At 37.9% G+C, this 12,854-nt stretch carries 10 protein-coding genes; 8 read left to right on the top strand and 2 right to left on the bottom strand.

What is annotated here, in order from left to right:
• Positions 1–13: 13 nt before the first annotated feature.
• The 3 genes from IGK96_RS05860 (at position 14) to IGK96_RS05870 (ending at position 6,148) form a co-directional block, all read left to right on the top strand.
• Positions 14–3,988: an endo-alpha-N-acetylgalactosaminidase family protein gene (locus IGK96_RS05860; RefSeq protein WP_113821047.1), complete on the top strand. Its 3,975-nt coding sequence runs from the start codon at positions 14–16 to the stop codon at positions 3,986–3,988.
• Positions 3,989–4,228: 240 nt separating this feature from the next.
• A complete protein-coding gene (locus IGK96_RS05865) occupies positions 4,229–5,383 on the top strand; it encodes an AI-2E family transporter (protein ID WP_002386882.1) in 1,155 nt (384 codons plus the stop codon).
• Positions 5,384–5,503: 120 nt separating this feature from the next.
• Positions 5,504–6,148 (top strand): DUF998 domain-containing protein, encoded by a 645-nt coding sequence (locus IGK96_RS05870; protein WP_085443070.1) that lies wholly within the window; start codon positions 5,504–5,506, stop codon positions 6,146–6,148.
• 46 nt (positions 6,149–6,194) lie between these two features.
• On the opposite strand, the gene IGK96_RS05875 is transcribed toward IGK96_RS05870, so the two are convergent.
• On the bottom strand, positions 6,195–6,806 hold the full coding sequence (locus IGK96_RS05875; protein ID WP_002382413.1) for a lipoprotein: 612 nt from the start codon (positions 6,804–6,806) through the stop codon (positions 6,195–6,197).
• 178 nt (positions 6,807–6,984) lie between these two features.
• Here IGK96_RS05875 and IGK96_RS05880 point away from each other — a divergent pair, with 178 nt between their 5' ends.
• From IGK96_RS05880 to IGK96_RS05895, 4 genes are all read left to right on the top strand, one after another.
• A complete protein-coding gene (locus IGK96_RS05880; RefSeq protein ID WP_070415805.1) occupies positions 6,985–7,437 on the top strand; it encodes a DUF2188 domain-containing protein in 453 nt (150 codons plus the stop codon).
• A 189-nt stretch (positions 7,438–7,626) separates the two neighbouring features.
• The gene (locus IGK96_RS05885) at positions 7,627–8,646 is read left to right on the top strand and encodes a branched-chain amino acid aminotransferase (RefSeq protein ID WP_010713328.1); all 1,020 of its coding nucleotides are present in this window, start codon (positions 7,627–7,629) and stop codon (positions 8,644–8,646) included.
• Positions 8,647–8,779: 133 nt separating this feature from the next.
• Positions 8,780–9,100, top strand: coding sequence for a cupin domain-containing protein (locus tag IGK96_RS05890; RefSeq protein WP_010707491.1), 321 nt, complete (start codon positions 8,780–8,782; stop codon positions 9,098–9,100).
• Between the two features lie 62 nt (positions 9,101–9,162).
• Complete coding sequence (locus IGK96_RS05895; protein ID WP_002360129.1) at positions 9,163–10,803, top strand: peptide ABC transporter substrate-binding protein; 1,641 nt, start codon at positions 9,163–9,165, stop codon at positions 10,801–10,803.
• 97 nt (positions 10,804–10,900) lie between these two features.
• On the opposite strand, the gene IGK96_RS05900 is transcribed toward IGK96_RS05895, so the two are convergent.
• Positions 10,901–11,776 carry an NAD(P)H-hydrate dehydratase gene (locus tag IGK96_RS05900; protein WP_010713329.1) on the bottom strand — a complete coding sequence of 292 codons (876 nt, stop codon included), beginning with the start codon at positions 11,774–11,776 and terminating at the stop codon, positions 10,901–10,903.
• Positions 11,777–11,925: 149 nt separating this feature from the next.
• Between IGK96_RS05900 and IGK96_RS05905 the strand changes: the two genes are divergently transcribed.
• Positions 11,926–12,792, top strand: a complete 867-nt coding sequence (locus tag IGK96_RS05905; protein ID WP_002366818.1) for an SPFH domain-containing protein — start codon at positions 11,926–11,928, stop codon at positions 12,790–12,792.
• Positions 12,793–12,854: the final 62 nt, after the last annotated feature.

Below are 12,854 nucleotides of genomic sequence, written 5' to 3' on the forward strand. Positions count from 1 at the left end.
GCTGATTTATCAGATGAAACATGGAAAAATAAAACGATTTAGTACATTGACACTATTGGCAAGCGCAACGATTTTAGTACCATTAAGTACGTCTGCAGAAGAAACAACAAACAGCAGCACTGAAACAAGCTCATCAATGGTGGAACCTGCCGCAACAGAAGAAAAATTGTGGCAATCTGATTTTCCAGGAGGGAAAATTGGTGAGTGGCAAGATGTGATTGGTAAAACAAATCGAGAATTAGCAGGAGAGTCATTGGCGATTTCACGAGATGCAGCAGCAGGTAATAATGCCGTATCTTTAAATTTAGATTCCCCTAAATTAGCTGATGGTGAAGTAGAAACAAAGTTTAAATACACTGCTGGAAGCGGTCGAACGGGTGTGATTATTCGTGGTAATACCAAAGATAGCTGGGTTTTTGTAGGCTACAACGCGAATGGCAAATGGTTAGTTGAAAGCCCTAATTCGTGGAATGATTCGATTTCTGGGCCAACGTTAAATGAAGATACGAATTATTTGTTGAAAGTACGTTATGTTGGTGAAAAAATTACTATCTGGCTTAACACCACGTTGATTTACGAAGGAGAACCTGTTTTGGCCAACGGAGACAAAATTCCAACAGAAGCCGGACATGTGGGTGTCCGTTTGTGGTATGACAAAAAAATTGTCAATTATGACTATTTTAAAAATGGCCCCGTAGATAGCATTCCAGAAATTGTGCCAGAAGTGACACAAATTGCGCCAGTCAAAGTTTTTACAAAAATTGGTGTCGCACCAAAATTACCGAAACAAGTAAAAGTGACCTATAATACTGGTAAAGAAGCCAATGAAGCAGTCCGTTGGGATGAAATCGATCCTGATGCATACAAAGAACCAGGGACTTTTGAAGTCGACGGTACTTTGGAAAATACAAACATCAAAGCAAAAGCCAGCGTTGTTGTTGCTAAAGACAATGAAGCTGAAAAAGGCGACAAAATCTCTTCTGCAGATTTAACAGCCGTGGTTGATCCACAATTTCCACGAATTATTCGCTACGAAGACCCTCAGAGTAATCAAGTGATTTTTAATGGCCAACACGAGAAAATTGACCAAGTAATGATTGATGGCAAAGCATATAAAGCAACTGCTGAAAAACAAAAGAGTGAAGCAAATCAAGCCGTTTATAACGTAGCTGTCCCAGAAATTGGCCTGCGTTTCACAACGACATTGACTGTTTCCGAAGGCCAAGAATTAGCTATGAAACTCTCAGATATTCGTGAAGAAGGAACCAAAATACACACAATTTCAATTCCAAATCAAGGCTTGATTTCTGTCAATAGTACAGATGAAGGGGCGACTTTTGCTGGCGTTGTGATGAATACTGGGACAAATGCAAATAACGGAAATAAAAATGGTGATACTATCCAAGATTTAACTACAACTAGTCAAGAAGAAACGAAAAAATATATGTACGGTTTCTTAAATACAGCAAATTATGCTGCAAGTTTTTGGACGAACGCCTATGGAGACGGCTCTGTCGATGGTAGTGACAACAATCGAATCCATAAACAAACAAAAGAAGCGGCGACTGGTTTTGTAACAACCTTGTCAAGTGGGGCATGGACCTATCGACCATTTGATGCACCGGAAGATTACACAACTGGAGAAACGCCAGAAGTGAAAGTTAAATTCTCAAAAGATAGCAACGACGACAAGCGGGTGGATTGGCAAGATGCGGCAATTGGGTTCCGTTCAATTATGAATAACCCAATGGGCGCGGAAAAAGTCCCTGAATTAGTCAACCAACGGATTCCTTTTAACTTTGCTAGTCAGGCGACGAACCCATTCTTAGTGACGTTAGACGAATCAAAACGCATTTACAATTTAACAGATGGATTAGGACAAATGAATTTACTAAAAGGGTATCAAAATGAAGGACATGATTCTGCGCATCCAGATTACGGTGCTATTGGTCAGCGACCTGGTGGGGAACAAGCGTTGAATCAATTAATTGATGAAGGCCATAAATTAAATGCCGTTTTCGGTGTGCATATTAATGACACCGAGTCTTACCCAGAAGCAAAAGGATTTAATGAGGAATTAGTTGATCCAACGAAGCGTGGCTGGGATTGGTTAGATCCGTCTTATTTTATTAAACAAAGACCCGATGCATTGAGTGGTCGTCGTTATGAGCGCTTTAAAGAATTAAAACAAAAAGCACCGAATCTAGATTATATTTATGTTGATGTTTGGGGCAATCAAGGCGAATCAGGTTGGGCAAGTCGTCAACTAAGTAAAGAAATTAATTCACTCGGTTGGTTTACAACCAATGAATTTCCGAATGCTTTAGAGTATGACTCGGTTTGGAACCATTGGTCTGCAGAAAAAGATTACGGCGGTACAACAACGAAAGGCTTTAACAGTACAATCGTTCGTTTTATTCGGAATCATCAAAAAGACACTTGGATTATTTCGGACAACCCTTTGTTAGGTGGAGCTGAATTTGAAGCCTATGAAGGTTGGGTGGGTAAAACCAATTTTAATACCTATCGCCAAAAAACTTTTGCCATTAATGTCCCAACTAAGTTCTTACAACATTACCAAATTACAAACTGGGAAACTACAACAGCAGCAGATGGTCAAATCTATGGCACAATTAAATTAGCGAACGGTGCTGAAAAAGTGACCGTTACTCAAGCAGATGCTAATTCGCCAAGAAGCATTACGTTAAATGAGAAAGAAGTTCTAAAAGGTGATGCGTATCTACTGCCTTGGAATGTCAATGGTCAAGACAAACTATATCACTGGAATCTAAAAGGCGGTACCAGCACTTGGTCATTGGATAAGAAAATGCAAGGAAAAACGAATTTACATTTATATGAATTAACAGATCAAGGGCGTATTGACAAAGGCACAATTGCCACTACAAATAACCAAGTGACCATCCAAGCCGAGGCTAATACACCGTATGTCATTGCTGAACCTGACAGTATTGAACCGATGACATTTGGAACAGGAACACCATTTAAAGATCCTGGATTTAATGAAGCCAATACCTTAAAAAATAACTGGAAAGTTTTCCGAGGTGATGGAGAGGTTAAAAAAGATGCTAACGGTGATTATGTCTTTAGTTCAGAAAAAGAAAGAACCGAAATCAAACAAGACATCAATCTTCCTAAATCAGGAAAATATAGTTTGTATCTAAACACAGAAACACATGATCGCAAAGCCACAGTAACTGTTAAAATTGGTGGTAAAAAATATACGCGGACAGTGAATAATTCGGTTGCCCAAAACTATATTCAGGCAGATATTAACCATACAAGCAGGAAAAATCCGCAGTATATGCAAAATATGCGAATTGATTTTGAAATCCCAGATAATGCCAAAAAAGGCTCGGTGACGTTAGCGGTTGATAAAGGCAATTCCGTTACAAAATTTGATGATTTACGAATTGTTGAGCGTCAAACGGATATCATGAACCCAGACAAACAAACAGTTATTAAGCAAGATTTTGAAGACACACAAGCAGTTGGGTTATATCCGTTTGTTAAAGGCTCAGCTGGTGGTGTAGAAGATCCACGGATTCATTTATCAGAAAGAAATGAACCTTACACACAATATGGTTGGAATGGAAACCTTGTTTCAGATGTATTAGAAGGCAACTGGTCCTTGAAAGCCCATAAACAAGGAGCAGGTTTGATGCTTCAAACAATTCCGCAAAATATTAAATTTGAACCGAACAAGAAATATACGGTCCAATTTGATTATCAAACTGATGGTGAAAATGTCTTTACTGCTGGGACCATTAATGGGGAGTTGAAAAATAACAATGACTTTAAGCCAGTCGGTGAGTTGACTTCGACAGCAGCAGATGGTCAAACCAAGCATTATGAAGCAGAAATAATTGGGGATGCTTCAGGAAACACTACGTTTGGTATTTTTACAACAGGTGCCGATAAAGATTTCATTATGGATAACTTTACGGTCACAGTGGAATCGAAAAAATAAATTTAGTCTATCTAAGCAACTTGGGCTACAAGTTAAACGTACTTGTAGCCCAAATTGCTTCTTTTATGAAAAGAAGAAAGGCCTAGTGCCTCATTTTTATACTGCAGAATAAACAGACACATTTTTTAAAGTGTTTGGCTTCTTTGTGTATTTCATCAAGAACGAATGGACAAACTTGCCTTTTGCCACAAATCGTTTACAATTACAATGATAGGCATAATTTATTTAGAGGTGAAGTGATTGAAGAAATACAATGTTGATTGGAATTACTGGGTTGTCCGCTTTTTATTTGTAATGGCGCTGATTGTTGGCTATTTATTAATCACGAATTATCAGCACTTTGTCCATAGTGTTTCGGGTTTGTTAGGCATCTTATCCCCATTCATTACTGGGTTCGTGATTGCTTATTTATTGAGTGGAAGTCAGAAAAAAATCGAGGGATTACTAGAAAGAGTTCCTTTACCAGTCGTTAAAAAAGCGAAACACGGCTTGAGTGTACTCCTTTTGTACCTGATTATTTTGTTTATTTTTGTCTTGACATTAAACTATATCGTTCCGCTACTCATTAGTAATTTAGTAGATTTAGCAAACTCTTTACCCACTTTTTATGATCACATGGTTCAGTTTGTGATGAGTTTAGAAGATAAAGGGATTTTAAAAACAGCCGCGATTGAAAAATATTTAAATAGTGTCCTTAAAGATTTGTCGCCGGAACGTTTTTTAAATCAATGGACACAAGCGTTATTTTCATTAGGAACGTTGACTAAAAATGTTTCCTCATTCTTTTTAAATGCATTTTTAACGTTGATTATCTCAATATATGCGCTGGTATTTAAGCAATCTATTTTGACATTTGTTGAAAAGGCCGCCCACAAATTGCTGTCTGAAAAAGTGTACAAGCAAACACAAACCTGGTTAAATACAACGAATAAAATTTTCTATAAATTTATCAGTTGCCAATTTCTTGATGCTTGTATAATTGGCGTTTCATCAACGATTTTGTTAAGTATTTTGAATGTGAAATTTGCTGTGACTTTGGGGATTTTATTAGGTATTTGTAATATGATTCCTTATTTTGGTTCGATTTTTGCGTCAATTGTTGCTGGTGTGATTACGCTTTTCACAGGTGGTGTTACTCAAGCCATTACGGTGTTACTAGTTTTATTAATTTTACAACAAATTGACGGTAATATTATTGGTCCTCGAATTATGGGAGATGCCCTAAATGTCAATCCGATTTTAATTATTGTTTCAATCACGATTGGGGGAGCGTACTTCGGCGTCTTAGGGATGTTTTTAGCAGTTCCTGTTGCTGCAATCATTAAAATTATTGTCTCGGAGTGGCTAAATGAATCAAAAGAAAATGATAAGATTGTAGATTCTATTGAATCCTAAAGTAAAACTTTTCGTCTCGCGCTGACGAAAAGTTTTTTAGTGGAAAAGAAAGTTTCATTATTTGGAATTTTTGATATGCTATACTTAAAGTAAATAGAAAATCAAAATTGAGGTGAATAAATGCAGCTTTTAAAAAAATATGGCGGCTATTTTTTAGTTTTAGGGGTCTTACTTGATTTTTTTACACCTTATTATGTCGGATTCAAAGATCAAGGTTACAATCAATTGACAGAAGTAATTAGCTTATTAGGTGATGTGAATAGTCCAGTTAGGGAAAACTTTAATCGGTTAACTATCATTGCGGGAATGTTGATGTTAGCAAGTTTACCTAGGATATATGCTATTTTTTCCAGAAAAACGAAAAAAGGTGCTTGGTTAGTAGTGGCAATGATTGGCGCTTATGGTTTATTTGATTGTATTTTCAGTGGGCTCTTCAGCGTAGACACTTCAAGCGCTGGCACAGTTGCTACCGCGCTTCATAACGGAGGATCAGCAGTCGGTTATACAGGCTTTTTGTTATTATCGGGCGTCTTAACCATTATCTATAGTAAAGACGGTTCGCAAAAAAATAAAAACCTTTTTGGCTTTTTGTTTATTTTATGTATGCTTGCAGCCAGCTTATATGGCTTAGCAAGGATTCCACAGCTACAACAGGTAAAACCATTTAATTATTTAGGCTTATGGCAAAGAGTGAGTTCATTTTGTAATTATCTACCAATGCTGGCACTGTGTTTACAAACTAAAACCAATGACAAATTTGATTGAACATTTGTCATTGGTTTTTTACTAGTTAAAATTGTCTGGTAAGAACTTAATTATTGGCTACGGTGACTTCACCAGTAACAGTGGCACCATCTTTTTCTAAGTCAGCAGAATCTTTGTATTCTTGTTTATCAAAAGTAATATTGCCATTAACTTTGGTACCATTTAAAGTAAAGCCATTTGCTTTCACCTCAATATCACCTTTGACAGTCCCGTGAACGATGTTGAAATTTTCAGAAGAAACGATTAGCTTAGGAACCGTGATTTCATATTCAGCAGTTACTTTTTTATTATCATCTTGAGAATAAAGCGCTAATTTACGATAGACATCGTTGGAATCTTTCCCCTTATCATGGAAAGTACCAGCAACTGTTACCTCTTTATCAAAAGTGACATTGTCAGTAGCTGCGACAATCCAATTTCCTTTATCACTTAACGCCATTTCGAGCTCTTCAGGCTTGGCACTAATTGAAGCACCAGAGACTACTTCTGTACTTGAATTAGCTGTTTCTTTGCTACTAGAACTACTATCTGTTTTTTTATCAGATGAACAAGCACTAAGCAACACAAGAGCAGCAGTTGCCGTCAAAACAGTGGTGAGTACTTTAGACATTTTCATGAAAATCCCTCCAAAAAATTTATTTATTTCTTCCTTTATCATAACTGATTCAAAGGGAAATGAGTAATCATACACTCAAAGATTGAGAAGTTTGGCCAACGGGAAATTAGGTTTATTCTCTCAAGAATGTTCAGGAAATATTCAAAGTAATCATTTCTTTTTCAAATGTTCCTTTTCTGTAGTAAGCTAGTAATAGACAGAATTTAAGGAGGAGATTTTGATGCCTTGGAATATGAATGATTATCCTACATCAATGAAAAATTTAGCACCTTTGATTCGGAAAAAAGCGATAGATATTGGCAATGCGTTGCTTGCGGATGGCTACCCTGATGATCGCGCCATTCCAATTGCGATTAGTCAAGCGGAGAAATGGTATCAAGAGGCAAGTGCAGCAGACAAAAAGGCATTTGAACAAGAAGCAAATCCTACGAAACAAGATTCGCATAAACAGAATAAACATGCGGGAAAATTATTAACGGCGGCTGTCAACGTTAAATATAAAGACGGCCAATGGTTGGTGATTTCAGACAGCGCTGAAAAAGCAAGTAATACATTTACCCACAAACAAGAGGCGGTTGAACGAGCTCAAGAAATTGCTCGGAATAAGCAAACAAAGCTGAAAATCTATAAGCAAGATGGTACGTTACAAGAAACCAAAGAATATACTGAATAATTTTTCGAAACCTTGATATTCCGTTGCAATTCAAGAAACGGTTATCAAGGTTTTTTTGCGAGGAGAAATGGACAAGTAAGAAAAAATAACAAAAGTTAAGAATGAGAATAAGACTTGCTTTTCTAGTTTTTGGTGGGTACAATTACACTAATTAAGATAAAAAATCAAAATAATTGAGGTGCTACGACAATGGAAAAAGCCAATCTTGATTGGAATAATTTAGGATTTTCTTACATTAAAACGCCCTTTCGTTATATTAGTTATTGGCGAGATGGCAAGTGGGAAGAAGGCACGCTAACAGATAACAATCAGTTAACGATTAGTGAAGGTTCGCCTGCTCTACATTATGGCCAACAATGTTTTGAAGGATTAAAAGCGTATCAATGTGCAGATGGTTCTGTCAATTTGTTTCGTCCAGATGAAAATGCCAAACGGCTACAAAAAAGTTGTGCGCGTCTACTGATGCCACAAGTACCAGTAGAAACCTTTGTTTCTGCATGTCAAGAAGTGGTGAAAGCCAACCTTGCTTATTTACCGCCATATGGAACGGGCGGTACGTTGTATCTTCGCCCTTATATGATTGGTGTCGGCGATAATATTGGCGTAGCACCTGCCAAAGAATACATTTTTTCTATTTTTTGCGTGCCAGTTGGTTCGTATTTTAAAAATGGTTTAGCACCAACTAACTTTATCGTTTCTGACTATGATCGAGCGGCGGGCCGAGGAACTGGGGCCGCTAAAGTGGGGGGCAATTATGCAGCCAGTCTTTTACCAGGTGCAGAAGCACATGAGAAAGAATTTAGTGATTGCATTTATTTAGATCCGTATACGCATACGAAAATTGAAGAAGTTGGTGCAGCTAATTTCTTTGGCATAACCAAAGAGGGTACTTTTATTACGCCGAAATCAGCGTCTATTTTACCAAGTATTACTAAATATTCATTATTGACGCTAGCAAAAGAACGTTTAGGGATGACGGCGCTTGAAGGAGACGTTTACATTGATCGATTAGCGGACTTCTCCGAAGCAGGTGCTTGTGGCACAGCGGCGATTATTTCTCCTATCGGTGGGATTCAAAATGGCACAGATTTCCATGTGTTTTATAGTGAAACGGAAGTTGGACCAGTGACTAAGCAACTATATGATGAACTGGTTGGCATACAGTTTGGTGACAAAGAAGCGCCAGAAGGCTGGATTGTAAAAGTTTAAAGAGATAAAAAAGAGAGAATTCATGCTCTCTTTTTTTGTGTAGAATATTCAGAATTTTCTATAAAAAGATTGACTTTGATACTATTTAAAGGAATAATGGAAGATACAAGATTTAAAAAAGGAGGGAAAGCTATTGCTTATTAAATCAGCAGAATCAGAAGAAATGACGATTTTTTTTGATAAAGAAAACCAACCAAATGCACAAGTTCAAATGGGCATTATTACATTACAGCCTGGTGAAAAACGGCCTTTAGCTGGATATGCTCGCCATGAACAAGATGAATATTCTTATGTGATTTCTGGCGAAGCACATACGATTTTAGAAGATGGTCAAGACTTAGTCGGAAAAGCTGGACAAGCCCAATTAATTGAAGCTGGTGAAGGTCACATTAATTATAATGATGGGGAGGAGCCAGCGGTCGTTGTCTGGATGCTTGTGGAAAGGACAAAATAAAAGGGGAGCTGTCTTTCTGTAAGTAAGAGCATAAAAAAATGAAGAGTTATAGGAGAAAGAAGATGAAAAAGTATTTAAAAATCACAATGGTTTGTATTTTATTGGTAGGATTTTTAGCTGGGTGTACCAATAAAAATGAAAATAAAAAGAAACAGAAAAATACCAAAGAAGCCGTTCAACTGATGTCACCCTCGGAATTAACAACGCTCAACACCTCTGTATTATTGGATTTCCCAGATGCTATTGTCCAAACAGCAGCGTTTGAAGGGTTATATAGTTTAGATGAACAAGACCAATTGGTACCAGCCGTAGCAAAAGCATTGCCGACGATTTCAGAAGATGGAAAAACCTACACGATTTCTTTGAGAAAAGAAGCGGTTTGGAGTAACGATGATCCTGTCACAGCGCATGATTTTGAATATGCTTGGAAAAAAATGATTGATCCTAAAAACGGCTTTGTTTATAGCTTCCTCATCGTTGAAACAATTCAAAATGGTGCAGAAATCTCAGCTGGGAAATTAGCACCCAATGAACTAGGTGTCACAGCTGTGGATGATTATACATTAAAAGTGACGCTCAAAGAGCCAAAACCGTACTTTACGTCCTTGTTAGCTTTTCCTACATTTTTCCCGCAAAATCAAAAAGTAGTCGAACAATTTGGTGCGGACTATGGAACTGCTAGTGATAAAGTCGTCTATAATGGCCCGTTCGTGGTAAAAGATTGGCAGCAAACAAAGATGGACTGGCAACTAGCAAAAAATAATCGCTATTGGGATCACCAGAACGTGCGCTCAGACATTATCAATTATACGGTTATCAAAGAAACATCTACTGCATTGAATCTTTTTGAAGATGGACAATTAGATGTGGCTACACTAAGTGGTGAACTGGCGCAACAGAATAAAAATAATACGTTGTATCATTCGTATCCAACAGCGACAATGAACTATTTGCGCTTAAATCAAAAACGGAAAGGGCAAGCAACGCCGCTTGCAAACGAAAACTTGCGTAAAGCGTTGGCTTTAGGCATAGATAAAGAAAATCTAGTCAATAATATTATTGCAGATGGTTCTAAAGCGCTACATGGTGCAATCACGGAAGGCTTTGTGGCGAATCCCACAACGGGACTCGATTTTCGTCAAGAAGCAGGTGATTTAATGGTTTATAACAAAGAAAAAGCGCAAAGTTATTGGAAAAAAGCACAAGCAGAATTAGGAGAAAAGGTTAACGTTGAATTGATGGTAACAGATGATGGTTCTTACAAAAAAATTGGTGAAAGTTTGCAAGGCTCGCTACAAGAACTGTTTCCTGGTTTGACAATAGAGCTAACCGCATTGCCGACCGAAGCTGCATTGAACTTTGGGCGAGAAAGTGACTATGATTTATTCTTAATTTACTGGACACCAGACTATCAAGATCCTATTTCTACCCTGATGACTTTATACAAGGGCAATGATCGCAATTATCAGAACCCTGTCTATGACAAATTATTAGATGAAGCAGCCACAACCTATGCCTTAGAGCCAGAAAAAAGATGGGCGACACTGATTGCAGCTGAAAAAGAAGTGATTGAAACGACTGCTGGTATGATTCCACTTAGCCAAAATGAACAAACAGTCCTGCAAAATGATAAAGTCAAAGGCTTGAATTTTCATACCTTTGGCGCTCCATTAACGTTAAAAAATGTTTATAAGGAAAAATAAAAAGAGAGCCTAGGCTGAAAATCGCTTTTGATTTTCGGCCCAGGCTTAAATCCTGCTTTTTAACCCAAAATTTGTCACCATTTAGCCTTTTCGGGTTTTATCTCGAACGCTTCTGTTCCAATAGTTCAGAATCAGGTGCAGTGTGTGGCTGGGCATATTTTTTCATATATATCGGCAAGGCTTGACTAATCTTCGTTGGTAAAACAACATAGTCGGTTTTGGCCAAATCATCACCAATGAGACTGTGTAAGTAGACGGCGCCAGCAACGGTTTCAATTGTCGGCTTAAACTGAGCTAAAAAACCAGCAATGATGCCAGCCAAGGTATCCCCAGTTCCGCCAGTAGCCATCCCAGGGTTGCCGCCTGTATTTTGAAAAGGTTCTCCTGCGTGGAAAATTGTGGTGCGATGACTTTTTAAAACAATCGTACTGCCTAATTTTGCTTGTTGGCGCTGGTTATTTACCAGTGTTTGTTGCTCAATAGGTAAGTGACTCAAACGTTGCCATTCCATTTGATGAGGTGTGAAAACAACTTTTTCAGGATAGGTAAGGGAAAAATTGCCTTGGCTAAACAGGGTAATCGCTGAGCCATCGATAATTAACCATTGTTGTTTTTGATGTTGGGCGAGTATCATCTTTAATATTTGTTGTGCAGTAGCATCTAAGCCTAAACCTGGACCAATTAAAATAACCTCCGCTTGCTCTACGACGTCCGTCAGAAGGGCTGTTTCTTCAAAGCCCACGACCATCGCTTCTGGGCATCTTGCATGTAAAGGCCCGTGATTTTTAACATCAGTAATCACAGTGGTGAGACCAGCGCCACTATTGATACACGCTTCGGTACTCATGATGATGGCTCCGCCATATTGTCGGTTTCCTCCGATTAATACAACACGCCCAAAATTGCTTTTATAAGAGTCGGAGGGGCGTTGAGTGATGACTTCCTCTAAAATGTCCTTGCTTAAATAGCGCATTCTATCACTCCTTTTCTTGGGATTTCTTTGTTCTCAGTATACTACAAGAGCCCCGAAAAAATCAGTTTATTTAATGTTAAAAGTTACTCTATTGAAGGCAATGAGGTGTATAATAAGGACCAGATAAATGAGTTAGGAGAGTGAAACAGATGGAAGAGAAAAAAACATTTTATATGAGTGGCTACGTAGGAATTGCGAGCTTATTAGTTATTTTAATTGCGGGAATTGGTTTATTTATTTATGGAGCGAGTCATACCAATGGAGTTCTTGTTGTTTTAGGTATTATTTTGTTAATTGGCGCTATTTTATTTTTAAGTTCCTTAACCATTGTTAGTCCCAATCAGGCGAAAGCTATTTTATTTTTTGGTCGCTACTTAGGTACGATTAAAGAAAATGGGTTGTTTATTACCATTCCATTTACGCAAAAAATGAACATTTCTTTGAAAGTACGAAATTTCAATAGTTCTCTATTAAAAGTCAATGACTCTGACGGGAATCCAATCGAAATCTCTGCGGTCATCGTTTTTCGGGTAGTCGATACAGCTAAGGCGTTATTTAATGTCGATTATTATCAAGACTTTGTGGAAATTCAAAGTGAAACGGCAATCCGGCATGTAGCAACACAATATCCTTATGACACTTTTTCAGATAATGATGTAACTCTGCGAGGAAATACCGAACAAATTTCCGAGGAGTTAACCAAAGAATTGCAAGAACGCTTAGCAGTGGCTGGTGTAGAGGTTATCGAAACACGGTTGAATCATTTAGCTTATGCAACTGAAATTGCTAGCTCCATGTTGCAAAGACAGCAAGCAAAAGCAATCTTAGCGGCTCGACAAACAATTGTTGAAGGTGCGGTAAGCATGACACAAATGGCCTTAGAACAGATTGAAGAAGGGCAAGAAATTAATTTTACCGATGAACGAAAAGTACAACTTATTAATAATTTACTAGTCTCAATCATTACTGATAAGGGCACACAACCAGTTATTAATACAGGCGACGTTTCTTCTTAAAGAGGAAGCAACGCTAAAAATAGCAAAAAAGAGTCATCTTTCCGATGGCTCTTTTTTTGGTA

It is taken from the genome of Enterococcus sp. DIV0682, assembly GCF_051712685.1.
Classification (GTDB): domain Bacteria; phylum Bacillota; class Bacilli; order Lactobacillales; family Enterococcaceae; genus Enterococcus; species Enterococcus faecalis.